Source organism: Vagococcus elongatus (assembly GCF_003987645.1).
Taxonomy (GTDB): Bacteria; Bacillota; Bacilli; order Lactobacillales; family Vagococcaceae; genus Vagococcus_A; species Vagococcus_A elongatus.
In genome coordinates this window covers 1-14,949 of the sequence record NZ_NGKA01000023.1, presented here as the reverse complement: position 1 = coordinate 14,949, position 14,949 = coordinate 1, and the positions used below count along the sequence as shown (strand labels likewise).

The 14,949-nt window shown below is 38.9% G+C and carries 17 protein-coding genes and 1 pseudogene; 11 read left to right on the top strand and 7 right to left on the bottom strand.

All coding sequences use genetic code 11. The features are described from left to right. Positions 1-68 precede the first annotated feature (68 nt). The 3 genes from CBF29_RS11830 to CBF29_RS11825 form a co-directional block, all read right to left on the bottom strand. Positions 69-722 carry a CPBP family intramembrane glutamic endopeptidase gene (locus CBF29_RS11830; RefSeq protein WP_126809931.1) on the bottom strand — a complete coding sequence of 218 codons (654 nt, stop codon included), beginning with the start codon at positions 720-722 and terminating at the stop codon, positions 69-71. Positions 723-989: 267 nt separating this feature from the next. Then, positions 990-1,163: a hypothetical protein gene (locus CBF29_RS13805; protein WP_170170070.1), complete on the bottom strand. Its 174-nt coding sequence runs from the start codon at positions 1,161-1,163 to the stop codon at positions 990-992. A gap of 344 nt (positions 1,164-1,507) precedes the next feature. After that, a complete protein-coding gene (locus tag CBF29_RS11825) occupies positions 1,508-2,308 on the bottom strand; it encodes a helix-turn-helix domain-containing protein (RefSeq protein ID WP_126809930.1) in 801 nt (266 codons plus the stop codon). 257 nt (positions 2,309-2,565) lie between these two features. Between CBF29_RS11825 and CBF29_RS11820 the strand changes: the two genes are divergently transcribed. Next, positions 2,566-3,153, top strand: coding sequence for a helix-turn-helix domain-containing protein (locus CBF29_RS11820; protein WP_126809929.1), 588 nt, complete (start codon positions 2,566-2,568; stop codon positions 3,151-3,153). 218 nt (positions 3,154-3,371) lie between these two features. Here the strand turns inward: CBF29_RS11820 and CBF29_RS11815 are convergent, their stop codons facing one another. Both CBF29_RS11815 and CBF29_RS11810 read right to left on the bottom strand, forming a co-directional pair. Next, a complete protein-coding gene (locus CBF29_RS11815; protein WP_211334297.1) occupies positions 3,372-3,902 on the bottom strand; it encodes an LURP-one-related/scramblase family protein in 531 nt (176 codons plus the stop codon). A 21-nt stretch (positions 3,903-3,923) separates the two neighbouring features. After that, positions 3,924-4,793, bottom strand: a complete 870-nt coding sequence (locus CBF29_RS11810) for a Cof-type HAD-IIB family hydrolase (RefSeq protein WP_126809928.1) — start codon at positions 4,791-4,793, stop codon at positions 3,924-3,926. 193 nt (positions 4,794-4,986) lie between these two features. Between CBF29_RS11810 and CBF29_RS11805 the strand changes: the two genes are divergently transcribed. The 4 genes from CBF29_RS11805 to CBF29_RS11790 all read left to right on the top strand — a co-directional run bounded on the left by CBF29_RS11805 (position 4,987) and on the right by CBF29_RS11790 (position 8,346). Continuing rightward, positions 4,987-5,658, top strand: a complete 672-nt coding sequence (locus CBF29_RS11805; protein WP_126809927.1) for a uracil-DNA glycosylase — start codon at positions 4,987-4,989, stop codon at positions 5,656-5,658. A gap of 122 nt (positions 5,659-5,780) precedes the next feature. Then, entirely contained in the window at positions 5,781-6,758 is a 978-nt protein-coding gene (gene pta, locus CBF29_RS11800) for a phosphate acetyltransferase (RefSeq protein ID WP_126809926.1), read from the top strand. A 157-nt stretch (positions 6,759-6,915) separates the two neighbouring features. Next, the gene (tsaE, locus tag CBF29_RS11795) at positions 6,916-7,395 is read left to right on the top strand and encodes a tRNA (adenosine(37)-N6)-threonylcarbamoyltransferase complex ATPase subunit type 1 TsaE (protein ID WP_170170069.1); all 480 of its coding nucleotides are present in this window, start codon (positions 6,916-6,918) and stop codon (positions 7,393-7,395) included. A gap of 69 nt (positions 7,396-7,464) precedes the next feature. Further along, positions 7,465-8,346: an alpha/beta hydrolase gene (locus CBF29_RS11790; RefSeq protein WP_126809925.1), complete on the top strand. Its 882-nt coding sequence runs from the start codon at positions 7,465-7,467 to the stop codon at positions 8,344-8,346. A gap of 393 nt (positions 8,347-8,739) precedes the next feature. Here the strand turns inward: CBF29_RS11790 and CBF29_RS13885 are convergent, their stop codons facing one another. Next, positions 8,740-8,931 (bottom strand): hypothetical protein, encoded by a 192-nt coding sequence (locus CBF29_RS13885; protein WP_211334296.1) that lies wholly within the window; start codon positions 8,929-8,931, stop codon positions 8,740-8,742. Between the two features lie 150 nt (positions 8,932-9,081). Continuing rightward, positions 9,082-9,744 (bottom strand): alcohol dehydrogenase catalytic domain-containing protein, encoded by a 663-nt coding sequence (locus tag CBF29_RS11785; protein ID WP_211334295.1) that lies wholly within the window; start codon positions 9,742-9,744, stop codon positions 9,082-9,084. Positions 9,745-9,944: 200 nt separating this feature from the next. On the opposite strand from CBF29_RS11785, the gene CBF29_RS11780 reads away from it, so the two are divergent. The 6 genes and pseudogenes from CBF29_RS11780 to CBF29_RS11755 all read left to right on the top strand — a co-directional run. Further along, the gene (locus CBF29_RS11780; protein WP_126809924.1) at positions 9,945-10,487 is read left to right on the top strand and encodes a helix-turn-helix domain-containing protein; all 543 of its coding nucleotides are present in this window, start codon (positions 9,945-9,947) and stop codon (positions 10,485-10,487) included. A gap of 16 nt (positions 10,488-10,503) precedes the next feature. Beyond that, positions 10,504-11,601, top strand: coding sequence for an ABC transporter ATP-binding protein (locus tag CBF29_RS11775; protein ID WP_126809923.1), 1,098 nt, complete (start codon positions 10,504-10,506; stop codon positions 11,599-11,601). Between the two features lie 21 nt (positions 11,602-11,622). Then, positions 11,623-12,420, top strand: a complete 798-nt coding sequence (locus tag CBF29_RS11770; RefSeq protein WP_126809950.1) for an ABC transporter permease — start codon at positions 11,623-11,625, stop codon at positions 12,418-12,420. Then, positions 12,417-13,250, top strand: a complete 834-nt coding sequence (locus CBF29_RS11765; RefSeq protein WP_126809922.1) for an ABC transporter permease — start codon at positions 12,417-12,419, stop codon at positions 13,248-13,250. The genes CBF29_RS11770 and CBF29_RS11765 overlap by 4 nt, the downstream gene beginning before the upstream one ends. Beyond that, the gene (locus CBF29_RS11760; RefSeq protein WP_126809921.1) at positions 13,247-14,320 is read left to right on the top strand and encodes an ABC transporter substrate-binding protein; all 1,074 of its coding nucleotides are present in this window, start codon (positions 13,247-13,249) and stop codon (positions 14,318-14,320) included. Before CBF29_RS11765 ends, CBF29_RS11760 begins: the two co-directional genes overlap by 4 nt. Before the next feature lie 371 nt (positions 14,321-14,691). Then, positions 14,692-14,823 (top strand): annotated as a pseudogene (locus CBF29_RS11755) (IS256 family transposase); the annotation flags it as partial. Positions 14,824-14,949: the final 126 nt, after the last annotated feature.

Sequence of the window (14,949 nt, the reverse complement as noted above, 5' to 3'; positions counted from 1 at the left end):
TAGTCTTTGTATAAATTAATGGTAACACAAAATTTCAGAAAACAACTATATTATGCTTGCTTACTATTTTATAGCAACTCTGGAGCGTATATAATAACAAGAAATGGCAATAAGTTATTGACAAAATGCAGCATGATAGCCACTTCCAACCGCTGGGACTTGAGGTAAACTAGACCGATAATAAATCCCATGGCAGCGTACGTCAGAAAAACAACGAAAGACTCTGGGACATGGGGCAAACTAAAGAGGGCGGCACTGGCAAGCAAGCCGATAAATTGTCCGCCTTTTTGGTTAGGATTTGAGACGTCTCCAAAACTGTTAATGATACAATAACGAAAAATGATTTCCTCGCCGATAGGAGCCAAAACGCATAACAGTAAAAATAATGTCAGTGGGGAAATTTGTTCGGCTAATGCATAAATCGTCTGATTATTGTCTGTTGTCGTCTGTTCCATGAAAAATTGTAAAACATAATTACAGATAAAAATGCTGACATATCCGGCAATAATCATGGCAAAATTTTTCCAGCGAAAGATTTTTTTAAGTCGTTTATTTTGTGTTTTGAACAGATAAAAACTGATGAACGCAAAAAGGATGACCCCGATGCTGATATTAGCTAATAATTCTTGCTCCATAATGATCAAGGTGCGGGGTAAATTGTAAATGATAAAAAGGCCAAAAGCAGTCAAGAGACCGCCGATGATTTTTAAAAATGATTTCACAGTGTATGCCTCCGATGGCAGTCGGTCGTGTCTGACAGAGGAATTAGCGAAAGCTGTTTGCGGTTAGACCTCTGAGGGCAAATAAAAATAATTGGCAATAGATGTTTTTGAGTTGCGAGACACTATATCAACTGCTGTTCTTTTAAGTATATATAAACTTGATTCATTATAAATCAAAAAGACTGAATTCTCAATTTTTAGGTGATATTGGAGCTAGGGAATAAAAAAAGAGGAGCTGATCTTTTGAAAGAAATAAAAAAGAGACGACTAGTCATCTCTTTTTTCTTCGCGTTTCTGCTGTTCATTTTTAAAAAGATTAGATTCATTGATGCCGTTTCTTACGGCAAGTTTAATGATGAAGTACAAAATGACCCCAGCCAAGATCCAAAACAGCGGTATGAGAATCACGAAAAAAGATGAAAAATTATGGATGAGCTGCATGTTCCTTCCTCCTTTTCACAGGGCGTCAATTGCTTCGGGATAATAGATACTTATAAGAAACGAGACATTTCCACAATATTTATTGATCACTTGGGTTTTGCGGATGACAATTGACTGAAAGAGCAAAAATTTGGACCAAAATGATGCTTGCCAAAACACTGAAAGGGTAAAAATTGCAAAGCCTTTCAAACATATTATATCATTACTGTCTTAAGTAGAAAAATAATTGTGTTCTTGCGATACTTAAAAGTACGGACAAGTAAAACTTGAATGACAAGGTTAAACTTTAAAGGCAGACCATCGTTTTTGTAAATCTTTGTCTTTATACATATCCTCAGGTTAAATTATTTTTTTAAATCAGATTGTTTTAAGAGAGTCCAACTTTTTATATTGGAATCTATATTTGTTCCGCCAGAACTATTCGGACCCAATGTTGAAATAGATTCGGCAAGGCTGTTGACGTCTAAAATTTTTATATCTTTATTTTTTATCATTCTTTGAACATAATTCTCATCAATCTTTATATTTTCGTTTTCTCCGTACAACTTGGCATCTGATGAAATCATAAAAGTATGTTCGTCGTTTGACGGAAAGAGGGTACGGTTGCCTCTTATGTCCACATAGATATTGTCTTGGTCTTGATCAAAATAGTATCCTGTCTGTATAGTTGTAAATGATTTTTTTACTTTGTATTTAATTTGATAGGAAACATCTTCTGGCAAAGTTACTTTTTCTTCGGTAGCCACATTAATCACATTGATACTAGGATTTTTTTCGATTTTTATTGAAGTTATTTCAATATCCGAAGGTTTAAGCTGGATGCTTTTCCTTGTCCAAATAGAGTACATTGAGTATAAAGTAAAGAAAATAATTATTAGCAGAGTAATTATCATCCCTGTTAATAAGTGTTTTCTTTTAATAATGGTATTTAATTTTTTTGTCATTTTCTTATCTCCCTTCAATAGTTCATCAAGGGTCAAATCAAAAAAATCACTTAATATTAGCAGCTGCTCTAAATCAGGATAACTTTTTCCGTTCTCCCATTTAGAAATCAAAGGCCGACTAACAAATAATTCTTTAGCTAGTTGTTCTTGAGTCATATTTTTAGCTGTCCTGTTTTCTTTTATTATTTTTCCGATTTCCACTTGAATCACGTCCTTGAGATAATAATAAGTCGATTGTACTTTAATTAGCTAGAAACAAAAAGGAACATCACGGAAATTTAATGTTCTAAAGGCTAACACGCAAGTTTTGTTTGCATAGTGGGTGGTAATACGTGGCTAAATTCCCTGTTTGCATTAGTGTAAACAAATGTATACACTAGATAAATGTCAATGTGTCTTACCATAGGCAGACAATTATTTTATCTCAGTGTACTCTGAAATCACTAGGAGGTAACAAAATGAACTTCAGCAAACAATTAAAAAAATATCGGGAATTGAATAAACTTTCTCAAGAAGCCTTGGCGGAAAAAATATACGTTACCCGTCAAACGATTTCAAAATGGGAAAACGATAAAACCTATCCTGATCTGCAAAATTTAATTGCGCTAAGTATTCTTTTTGATATTTCCCTAGATGAATTAGTTAAAGGGGATATGGATAAAATGAAAAAGATGATTAACCACGACGACATGTATAAGGATACGAAAGGGATGCTGCTTTTTTTAGTATTGATGTTAATCATTGGCGCTCCAAGTGTTATTATTTGGGGCAAATGGGGCTTTATTCCGCTTGTTTTTTTATGGGTGATCAGCATGTATTTTGCGTTCAGAGCTGAAAAATTTAAAAAGCAACATGATATTAAAACCTATAAAGAAATCGTTGCATTTTCAGAAGGGAACTCGAACTTAGATGAATTGCGGGAACAAAGAGATCAAAAAAAATATCTGAAAGAGAAAACACTTATAGTATTGTTATTCGCTTTAGTCATGGGTATGTTGGCTTTAATTATTGGTTTGACGACAGTTTTTTTGATGAACTTCTTTTAAAGAGGTTCATTTTTTTGTTTTTGTCTGAGTCTCACAAGGGGCATCGGAGAACGATTTAGCATGGCAATTTGGCAGATAGAAACAAAGCATCATCTGTCATTCACTGCGGATAAAGTGAATGACAGATGATGCTAGAGTGGCTGTATGACTTGGTTATTTTTTCACGGCTGATTCATGGAGGGTGTCCAACCTTTTTTTGATTGGGTGCTTCTCCTATTTTAAAACCCCAAATTTCTTTGCGGCGACTGTTGTTTGAAAAATTTATGCTCTTTTTTACGGTCGATTGACCAGTAGTCCAAAACAGCTGCAATGCAAATACAGATGGGAGCATATTCGTCTTGAGGCACGTCTAGTTCATAGAAGCTCCCTTTAGCATGATAGGTTTTCTCCATGCTCATGATTTTTTTCTGGAGAGAGTAAATATTATATTCATGCTTGGGGATATCTCCCACGACGACCCACGATAACTGGGGAATAAAATAAAAATCTTTTTGAAAAGAAAAGACGCGTCTGAGACTGCCGACTTTTTTGAAATGATAGTAGATGTGGAACAGGGAGCCGATACCGGTACCTCGTGAAATTTGCTGGACATTGGCGACCAGTTCCCCCTCAAACGTGTACAGTGATAAGACATCTCCACGAGAACCCCACTTTCCAACCATCAGAAAAATTGTTTCTCCTTCTTCATTGCGGACAACAGTGGGCTGTCTAGCTGTCAAAAGATTTTCTTGAATATAATAACGCGACATCCTGAATCACCTCGATGCGTTTTACAGATTTTCTTCGATGGCACGACGGATTGCCTTTCCTACTCCGGCTTCTGAGTGGACATCAGTCACATATTTTGCCACATTTTTGACATCCATCTCGGCATTTCCCATGGCAAAACTGACACCAGCGACACCCAGCATACTGACATCGTTTAAATTATCACCGATGGTCATCACGTTTTCCATTGGAATTCCCATTTTATCAGCGATGCGTTTGACGGCGATTCCTTTTTGGGCGTATTGGTGATTGATTTCAATATTGTTTGGATATGAAGAAGTCACGATCAAATCAGGCAACTTTTCTACATTTTTCCGGATAGGTGCAAGGACTTTGGCTTCCTCATGAGAGAAGGCGATAAATTTTAGAATCCTTGCCGTATCGTCTTCCAATAATCGTTGATAATCATCGATATACTTGATAGGCAGCACATCTAATTGAGAGGTTGCCATGGACAATGCCATCTTGAAAGTCAAGTGAGGCATCATATTTGCCAGATTCATCGCCATGTTTTCTATCCTTTGGGCCGGGCTGTTAGAATAAACGTGACCGTCAGCACAGATTTCAAAATAGACTTGATCATCTTCCAGTGTTTTGACGATCTCGCTTGCGCTGTCTTTGTTTATTTCAATGGTGAACAATTCATTTCTGTTTTCATCGAAAGCCTGTGCCCCATTTACAGCAATGATCGGACATGTTATCCCAACATCTTCCAATGGAGGACGTGCTTCGGACAAGTTTCTTCCAGTGGCAATCACGAATTTTACTCCGTGCTCCTCAGCAAAACGGATAGCTTCGACATTTTCTTGTAAAACTTCCATTTTTTTGCCTAATAGTGTGCCATCCATATCGGATGCAATTAATTGTATCATTGTTGTTCCTCCTTTTGCAGTTTACTCTCTCATTTTACCATTGATTAAGAAAAAACTATACAAATGAAACCAAAAAGAATATTTGCATGTTTATCCCATGTTTAGTATTCTGAAAATATAAGATTAAAATCGGATACCAAGCTAGTCAAAATAAGGCGGCAACTGAGGCAAGAAAGAAAAAGGATGGGACCCTATGAAGACAATTATTTTTAATAGTTGGCAGGAGCAGTTGGCAGAGGAATTTCAAAAAGAGTACTATCAACACTTGAGGGCATTTTTAAAAGAGGAGTATGCCGAACAAACTATTTATCCGGAAATGGAAAATATTTTTGAAGCTTTTCAACGTACCCCTTATGAAAAAGTCAAAGTCGTGATTTTAGGGCAAGACCCTTATCATGGACCGGGGCAGGCTCACGGGTTGAGCTTTTCGGTGATGCCAGATGTAGCACTGCCGCCCTCATTAAGGAATATTTATAAAGAGTTGGAAAATGATTTAGGAATTCCTGTAAGTCCTCAAGGGAACTTGGAAGCTTGGACAGACCAAGGGGTTTTACTGCTGAACACCGTGTTGACGGTGCGAAATGGTCAGGCAAATTCTCACCGGGGGAAAGGTTGGGAGCAGTTGACAGACGCTGCTATTGAAAGATTAAATCAAAGAGAACAGCCTGTTATTTTTGTTTTGTGGGGCAGGCAGGCCAGAGATAAAAAAAGGATGATCGATATCCAGCGGCATTATATACTTGAAGCTCCTCATCCCAGTCCTTTATCTGCCCATCGAGGTTTTTTCGGCTCTAAACCTTTTTCAAAAATCAATCAGCAGCTCAGTAAGTGGGGACAAGAGCCGATAGACTGGAAAACTGATTAAAACTGTTATAGTTTTTTTATAGAATATTATAATAGTTCTTATTTTTTAAGTAAAAACCTGTTTTTTCAAAATAAAAAGGTGTATTATAGGATTTAGTAGGTGAAAAAAATGGAGGTAAGGAATTGGATATTTTAATTGGTTTGACTGCTAAAGTAAAAGGTAATGGCGTAAGAATCGTTTTCCCTGAAAGTTCTGACATTCGTGTGCTGGGGGCGGCCATTCGTTTGAAAAGAGACGCGGTGGTAGAGCCTATCATGGTGGGGGTAAAGGCAGAAATTGAGGCTTTTGCTAAAGAAAAGGGTTTGGATGCTTCAGCACTGACGGTGATGGATCCGGAAAGTTATGACGCATTTGACGAAATGGTGGCAGCATTTGTTGAACGACGCAAAGGAAAAGCAACAGAGGACCAAGCACGTACGATATTAAAAGATGCCAATTATTTTGGTACAATGCTGGTTTATATGGACAAGGCGGAAGGCATGGTCAGCGGTGCCATTCACTCAACAGGAGACACTGTTCGTCCGGCATTGCAAATTATCAAGACGAAACCAGGTGTCAGCAGAACGAGCGGTGCATTTTTGATGATGCGGGGAGAAGAAAGTTATATCTTTTCTGATTGTGCTATCAATATCAATCCTGATGCTCAAGCGTTGGGTGAGATTGCAGTGGAAAGTGCCAAGACCGCTGAAATGTTTGATATTGAGCCAAGAGTTGCCCTGCTGAGTTTTTCTTCTAAGGGTTCTGCGGTTTCAGAAGAAGTCACAAAGGTCGCCGAAGCAACAAAAATTGCACAGGAGCTGGCTCCTCAATATCTTATTGATGGAGAATTACAGTTTGATGCGGCTTTCGTAGAATCTGTGGGCAAGCAAAAAGCGCCTGACTCTAAAGTAGCTGGACAAGCGACAGTCTTTGTTTTCCCTGAAATCCAATCAGGAAACATCGGTTATAAAATAGCCCAGCGCTTAGGAGGGTATGAGGCAGTAGGTCCGATTCTCCAAGGGTTGAACAAGCCGATCTCTGATTTGTCTCGAGGATGTAACGAGGAAGATGTTTACAAATTGTCCATCATTACAGCTGCTCAATTTTTGATTGGCAAGTAGGTCGTAATAATGATACTGTCAAAAGATGGTGACATCTTTTGGCAGTTTTTTTGTCTGGTGGAATATAAATTTGGTACAATAATCCTGAGAGCTGACAAGAAGTTTAAAATTCATGCTAAAGGGTTGCTAGTCGATGATAGGCTGAAAGAGGGATGAGATGAATAAATTTTGGATTCAAACTGAGGAAGAGATGTTAGAGGCTGGAGAAAAAATCGGCCGTACACTGAACTCTGGAGACGTTTTGGTGTTGACAGGGGAATTAGGCACAGGGAAAACCACGCTTACCAAAGGGATAGCTAAAGGTTTGGAAATTTCCCAAATGATTAAAAGCCCCACATACACTATTATTAGAGAATATACCAAAGGCCGTCTGCCTTTATTCCACATGGATGTCTATCGGCTGGGATCGGGTGAGGGTGAAAGTATCGGTTTAGATGAATATTTTGATCGAGAAGGGGTTGTGGTGATGGAGTGGGGAACCAATCTATCAGAGGAATTGCCTGAAGATTATGTAGAAATTCTTTTGACCTATGAAAAGGATCAGGGAGGTCGCCTTCTTGAACTGGTTGGGGTTGGAGAACAGGGTCAGGCAAGGGCTGATCAACTATCAAAGGTTATTGCTGAGGATAAACTTTAGCAGAAATTAAAATCGCAGGATTGAAATTGAAGATATCTTCGAAAATTTGGGTGGTAGGAGTGTGAAGTCGTGGGAAAAGGCAATAAATGGGAAAAAATATTCTTTGCGGCAGGTTTTTGTTTGGCAGGGGCCGGAGTCTATCGGGTCGTCAAGAATCATCGGCAGGCAAAACAGCTGGCACTGGAGTTGAAAAGAGAAAGACTTACTCCCACATTGATGCTTCATGGCATCCATGGAGATAAACGCACGATGCAGGGGATGATTCGCAGGTGGCGTTTGGCGGGACTGGCTTATAAAGCTTTGGAAATTCAGATCACAAAAGATGGAGAGATGATCATAGACGGTCTCTGGATTAAAAATGACGAGGGTTGCCATCCAATCATTCAAGTGTTTTTTGAAAACAATGATGCTACACCGGTTCTTCAGGTCAGCTGGCTGCTGAAAATTATGACCTTTTTAAATAAAGAACTGGGCATCGATGAAATAAATTTGCTGGGGCATTCCATGGGCGGGGTCGCTGTCCTAGGGTACTTGACCCAAGCCACAAAATATAAAGACATGACTCCTAAAGTCGAAAAATTTATTGCGTTAGGCTCCCCATTCAAAGGAGAATTGGTAGATTCTTTGTTAAGTCAGGTTTATCAACTGGAAAAAGACGGCAAACGGAACTTTGACCGCTACTATGATTTTTTTATGGCGGAACGAGCAGGGATTCCGAAAGATTTGCGAGTGCTGAATGTTTACGGTGACTTAAACAATGGCAGTGAGAGTGATGGGATTGTAGCTACAAAAAATGCAGCTATTTTAAAAGACATGCTTGGAGACAGTGTTAGTTTTTATGCCGAACATGTGATAAAAGGTTTGGGCGGACAACATACACTCCTTCATGAAAACGCAGAGGTGGATCAGCTGGTCGCCAAGTTTTTATGGCAGGAGGAAAGCGAGTTTTGATGATTTAACGAAGGTATTTATTTCTTATAAAGTCTTGCGGGTTACAGAAACCTAAACAAGAAAAAACTCCCAGTTTTTCACTGGGAGTAAAGGAGATTTATTTACTTTGGAGGAGTAAATAATGAAAAGATTGTTAGGGTTGTTTGTTGGTATGCTTATAATATACTGGAGAAATGTGAAAATCATGTGACTTTACTTAAACAAGTTGATGAATTTTATGTTAAGAACTGGTTAAAAAAGCAGCAAAGAACCGTGGATTAAGCTTTGTACCAATAGCTGACAAAACTTTTTAAAGGTAATACTTAGTGTAAATTATTTAATTACAAGGAATATATGTCTAGAGTTATCAAAACACGTCAAAAATTTTGACGTGTTTTTGATTTGTTTAAAGACTTATAGTTTTACCAAGTAGCGTCCGGTCATTTTACCTTCGATTAAATGGGGAAAAATATGGGGAAGTTCTGTCAGAGAGACGGTATTTTTGATGAACATCTCTAGGTTTTCAGGTTTCAGCTCGTTGCCCATTTGCTGCCACAGATTCACTCTTTCTTCATGTGAGATTTGAACAGAATCTATCCCTAACAAATTAATACCTCTTAGGATAAAAGGTAAAACAGAGGCTGAAAAAGTTGTTCCCCCTGCATTGCCGCATAGGCTGACACTGCCCTGATAGCTGACTTGGGGAAGAATAAATTCCAGTTGCCTGCCCCCTACAGTGTCTAAAACAAAATCAAATCATTGTGTCATCAAGGGACGTAAATGTTCAGGAGTCATTTCCTCTGGCGAAAAAATTTGGTTGACACCAAGTCGGTCAAAATATTCCTTAGAGGTTATTTTCTTTCTGGTGAGGACCGTCAGATTTTCGTATCCCAGCTTTTTCAACATCCCGACCGCCAGACTGCCCACACCGCCGGAAGCCCCTGTGATTAATACTGGTGCCTGTTTATTATCTGCTAGTCCGTGTTGCAATAGGGCGTTGATGGAAAGGGCAGCAGTGAGTCCGGCGGTTCCTAAAATCATCGCCTCTTTTAAAGTCAAGGTGTCCGGCAGTTTGATTACCCATTGAGCAGGGACGCGGGCCACTTGACTGTATCCGCCATGATGACTGACCCCAAGATCATAGCCCGTTACCACTACTTGGTCGCCTTTCTGAAATCGTTTGTCCTCTGAAGAAATAACTTCTCCGCTTAAATCAATACCGCCAATCAAGGGATAGTGACGTATGACACCTGATCTGCTGTTGACAGCGGCAAGGGCATCTTTGTAGTTGACACTTGAATAAGCTACACGAATAACCACCTCACCAGCATCAAGATTTTCTAAAGTGTTTGTCTTAATAATAGAACTGACTTCTCCTGTTTCGTCCAACTCATAAACTAAACTTTTAAATGTTTTCATTGCTATCTCCTTTAAATATCAGTTGTGTAATTGTCTTGAAAAAATCGTAGCAAAAAAACGGCTAAAGTTTAAATGAAATGCTTGAAATCAGACCACTAAAGTTGTATACTGATTTTGTTTCTAAACTAATAGTTTAGTATTAGAAAACTATTGCGGTTTAGAGTTTACCTATACTTAACTTCAAGAAGGAAGAGGATCAAATGGATATCGGGCAACGAATTAAAAATCTGCGGATTCAAAAGGGACTGACCCAAGAGGAACTGGGCGAGCGGACAGATTTAACCAAAGGCTATATCAGCCAGCTGGAAAGAAATTTAAGTTCTTCCTCCATGGAGACTTTTTTTTCTATTCTAGAAGTTTTAGGTTCCACACCACAGGAGTTTTTTAATGAAGAACAAGAGGAACAAACAATTGTGTATCGGGAAAGTGAGCGTACGGTCTTTCTCGATGAAGAAAAGAATTACAAAATTGAGTGGCTAGTCGCCAATTCCAATGAAAATGACATGGAACCGATTTTCCTCACCCTTGAGGAAAAAGGCGAATATAAAGAATTCGGTCCTTCCCTGTCTGATACTTTTGGGTATGTGATGGAAGGGGCAGTCTGTGTGGAAATAGGTTTGCGGCGATACTACGCTGAGGCGGGAGAAACAATTTATTACAAAGCCACAGACAGCCACCAGATAAAAAATAATTTTAAAGGGACGAGCCGGCTTTTGCTGGTAGTCACAGAGTCTTATCTATAGAAAAGAGGTTGGGTCATTGCCAAATAATATTATTCATTTTCATGAAGTCCGTAAAGTGTATGACGACGTGGCTGTGTTAAAAGATGTGAGTTTTGAAATCGAACAAGGGAAATTTTATACGTTGTTAGGGCCGTCAGGATGCGGGAAGACAACGATTTTACGTCTGATTGCCGGTTTTATCGAAGCGGATGCCGGCGATATTCGTCTGGAAGGAAAGCGGGTCAATGATATCCCCGCCAACCAAAGAAAAGTAAATACGGTGTTTCAGGATTATGCGTTATTTCCCCATTTGAATGTTTTTGATAATGTTGCCTTTGGCTTATCATTGAAAAAATTGCCTAAAAGTCAAATTGCCGAAAAAGTTCGGAATGTGCTTAAAATGGTTCAGCTTTCAGGTTTTGAAAGCCGTGAAATCAGCGAGATGTCCGGGGGGCAAAAACAACGGGTAGCGATTGCCCGGGCGCTGGCTAATGAGCCGGAAGTATTGCTTTTAGATGAACCTTTATCTGCGCTAGATTTAAAATTGCGGACAGACATGCAGTATGAATTGCGTGAATTGCAAAAACGGTTGGGAATCACGTTTATTTTTGTGACTCATGATCAAGAAGAAGCTTTAGCCATGAGCGATGAAATTTTTGTGATGAACAAAGGAGAAATTATTCAAAGCGGGACACCAGTGGATATTTATGATGAGCCGATTAATCGTTTTGTGGCTGATTTTATCGGTGAAAGCAACATTGTGGACGGCATTATGCTGGAGGATAATCTAGTAGAATTTGTCGGTAAAAAATTCGAGTGTGCCGACAGCGGCATGCGGACAAATGAACCGGTGGAAGTGGTACTGCGTCCGGAAGATATCCAGATTACTTCTGTCGCAAAAGGCAAGTTGAAAGTAACTGTGGATACTCAACTATTTAGAGGGGTTCACTATGAAATCATCTGCTTCGACGCTGACGGCAATGAGTGGATGATTCATTCTACCCGCAAGGCAAAAGAAGGAGAAGAAGTAGGCCTGTTTTTTGAACCGGAAGATATTCACGTCATGCGTTTTGGAGAGACAGAAGAAGAGTTTGATGCACGTTTGGAAAGCTATGATGATGGACAGGAGGGATAACAAGTGACGAAAACGAAAACAATGTATTCCATTCCTTACATTTTATGGCTGCTGCTTTTTGTCGTGGCACCAGTCCTTTTGATTGTCTATCAATCTTTTACCGATATAGATGGGGCGTTTACCGTCGGAAATTATGGGAAATATTTTACTTCTAGTACAGCATTGAGAATGACGTTTAATTCTTTGTTATATGCAGGAATCATTACGGCAGCGGTGTTGTTGATCAGTTATCCAACCGCTTATTTTTTAAGCCGGACAGTGCATAAGCAGCTTTGGCTGATGCTGATTATTTTGCCCACATGGATTAACTTATTGTTAAAAGCGTATGCCTTTATCGGTATTTTCAGTGTGAATGGGACAATTAATAATTTTTTAGAATTTGCAGGCATCGGGCGACAGCAAATTTTGTTTACAGATACTAGTTTTATTTTTGTGGCTGCTTATATTGAGATTCCTTTTATGATACTCCCGATTTTTAATGCTTTGGAGGAAATGAATCCTTCCCTAATCAGTGCCAGCCGCGATTTAGGGGCAAACACATGGCAAACATTTCAGCGGGTGATTCTGCCCCTATCTATGAACGGTGTCCGTAGCGGTGTGCAAGCTGTTTTTATCCCGTCTTTAAGTTTGTTTATGCTGACACGTTTGATTGGCGGTAATCGGGTCATTACTCTGGGAAAAGCGATAGAACAGCACTTTATGGTCACGCAAAATTGGGGGATGGGTTCGACGATTGGCGTTATTTTGATTTTGTCTATGGTAGCTATCATGCTGCTGACAGGAGAAAAAAAGCGTCGTAAAGGGGGCAATCGGGCATGAATAAAAGAAAAGGCCGCTTAGCTAACTTATATTTATTTATGGTGTTTGTGTTGTTGTATTTGCCTATTTTTTATCTGATTTTCTACTCGTTCAATGCTGGGGGAAATATGAACGGTTTTACCGGCTTCACGTTGGAATATTATCAAGCTCTAGCAGAAGACACCCGTTTATTGGGGATAGTCGTCGATACGTTTTTACTAGCCTTTTTGTCGGCATTGTTGGCAACGGTTATCGGTACATTTGGTGCCATGATGATTTTTTATACAAGGGGCAGAAAAAATAGAAATGTGCTGTTAAGTATGAATAATATTTTGATGGTGTCGCCAGATGTGATTATTGGGGCAAGTTTCTTGATTTTCTTCACGGTATTGGGTATTAGTTTAAATTTTTTGTCGGTACTGCTTTCCCATGTGGCCTTTAGTATTCCGATTGTGGTCTTGATGGTACTGCCTAGGCTAAAGGAAATGAATCCTTCTTTAATCGATGCGGCTCGGGATTTAGGTGCGACAAACTGGCAAATCATTTATAAGGTTATCATTCCTTTTGTTACACCGGGGATTATTGCCGGTTACTTTATGGCGTTTACTTATTCTTTAGATGACTTTGCCGTGACATTTTTCGTCACAGGGAATGGGTTTTCTACCTTGGCAGTAGAAATATATTCTCGGGCTCGTCAAGGCATCAGTTTGGAAATCAATGCCCTAAGCACTTTGCTGTTTTTGTTTTCAATGATTTTAGTGATTGGTTATTATTTCATCAGTCAAGGCAATACGAGTAAAAAGCAAAAATCTCTTAATAAATCCCGGCAGGAGGCGATCGACACATTATGAGAAACTTAAAAGTTCTGTTCGTCGGTATTATCGCCATCATCTGTGTTTTATTTGTGACCAGCCGGCAGATGAGAACCTCCCAAGGTCATACTGGTGATAATACGCTGACGATTTATAATTGGGGCGATTATATTGACCCTGAGTTGATTAAAAAGTTTGAACAAGAAACAGGTTATAAAGTGAGCTATGAAACCTTTGATTCCAACGAAGCCATGTTTACAAAAATTCAACAAGGCGGTACAGCCTATGATTTGACGATTCCCAGCGAGTATATGATTCAAAAAATGATGGCCGAAGAAATGCTGATTCCGTTGGATTACACGAAAATCAAGGGCATAGAAAATATTGATTCCCGCTTTATGGATTTAGATTTTGACCCTGAAAACAAATATTCTATTCCTTATTTTTGGGGGACATTAGGGATTATTTATAATGATAAATTTGTTGATGGAGAGAATATCCAGCATTGGGATGACCTGTGGAAAGAAGAACTGCGTGACAGTGTGATGTTGTTTGATGGTGCCAGAGAAGTCATCGGTTTGGCGCTGAACAGCGACGGAGAGTCTTTGAATAGTAAAGATGATGAATTGTTGGCGCAAGCTGCCCGCAAGTTGGCAAAACTCCCTGATAATGTCAAAGCAATCGTGGCAGATGAAATAAAAATGTATATGATCAATGAGGAAGCTTCTGTGGCTGTGACCTTTTCCGGTGAAGCTTCTGAAATGTTGGATAACAACGAACATTTGCACTATGTAATACCAAGCGAAGGGTCCAATGTCTGGTTTGATAATATTGTGATTCCTAAAACGACGAGAAATATTGATGGAGCGTATGCGTTTATCAACTTTCTTTTAGTGCCGGAAAATGCGGCTCAAAATGCGGAGTATATCGGTTATTCCACACCTAACAAAGAGGCTATGGGTCTTTTACCAGAGGAGATTATTGAAGATGAGCAGTTTTATCCGCCAGATGAAGTCATCAATCATTTGGAAGTCTATGAGGACTTGGGGGTCGAATATATCGGCATTTATAACGATATATTTTTGGAGTTTAAGATGCATAGGAGATAGGGTGGAAACTTGGTAGCATCAGTGTAAAATGAACAACATGGAAGCTTGTATCATTGTTCTTGAATGATTGAAGCTATAAGAAGTACTTTTTATAATGGAATATTATTTTTTTAGAAAATATTTATCAGCTCAAGTAATGAAGCCCTTTTTAGTTATGAATTATTAGTTCACATGAGTTATTAAGTTACTCTAATTTTATAGTGTTATACTTAATATGTGAGTCTTTTTCTAACAATAATTCAACGTAAGAGTTGGTAGTGAACTAATAGCCTAAAATATTTTGTATAAATAGAACTTTAGGGTAGAAAAAAAGAAAGTCCATTCTGTAAAATTAAAGTTACCAGACAACAATTTTATATGAGGACTTTCTCATGCCCAATTTTACTAAAGGAATTATGGAAACACTCCTCAATAAAGGCGATTTAGACGAATTATTTCGTAAACATTTGGAATCTGCTGTCAATTCTTTGCTACAGGCTGAGTTAACGGCTTTTTTAGATTACCTGAATTGTAAAATTAAGTTAGAAAAATAAAAACAGTCATTTGTGGTACACTCAAATTGTATTTCCGACCAAAGAAAACAAGGAGTGAGCCACAAATGACCTACAAACATCTTACCATAGACGAAA

What these genes read in the sequence shown, in the direction of transcription:
- CBF29_RS13805 (WP_170170070.1), bottom strand. Translation starts at nt 1,163, where the DNA reads ATGCAGCTCATCCATAATTTTTCATCTTTTTTCGTGATTCTCATACCG.
- CBF29_RS11820 (WP_126809929.1), top strand. Translation starts at nt 2,566, where the DNA reads ATGAACTTCAGCAAACAATTAAAAAAATATCGGGAATTGAATAAACTT.
- CBF29_RS11815 (WP_211334297.1), bottom strand. Translation starts at nt 3,902, where the DNA reads ATGTCGCGTTATTATATTCAAGAAAATCTTTTGACAGCTAGACAGCCC.
- CBF29_RS11810 (WP_126809928.1), bottom strand. Translation starts at nt 4,793, where the DNA reads ATGATACAATTAATTGCATCCGATATGGATGGCACACTATTAGGCAAA.
- CBF29_RS11805 (WP_126809927.1), top strand. Translation starts at nt 4,987, where the DNA reads ATGAAGACAATTATTTTTAATAGTTGGCAGGAGCAGTTGGCAGAGGAA.
- tsaE (WP_170170069.1), top strand. Translation starts at nt 6,916, where the DNA reads ATGAATAAATTTTGGATTCAAACTGAGGAAGAGATGTTAGAGGCTGGA.
- CBF29_RS11785 (WP_211334295.1), bottom strand. Translation starts at nt 9,744, where the DNA reads ATGAAAACATTTAAAAGTTTAGTTTATGAGTTGGACGAAACAGGAGAA.
- CBF29_RS11780 (WP_126809924.1), top strand. Translation starts at nt 9,945, where the DNA reads ATGGATATCGGGCAACGAATTAAAAATCTGCGGATTCAAAAGGGACTG.
- CBF29_RS11770 (WP_126809950.1), top strand. Translation starts at nt 11,623, where the DNA reads ATGTATTCCATTCCTTACATTTTATGGCTGCTGCTTTTTGTCGTGGCA.
- CBF29_RS11765 (WP_126809922.1), top strand. Translation starts at nt 12,417, where the DNA reads ATGAATAAAAGAAAAGGCCGCTTAGCTAACTTATATTTATTTATGGTG.
- CBF29_RS11760 (WP_126809921.1), top strand. Translation starts at nt 13,247, where the DNA reads ATGAGAAACTTAAAAGTTCTGTTCGTCGGTATTATCGCCATCATCTGT.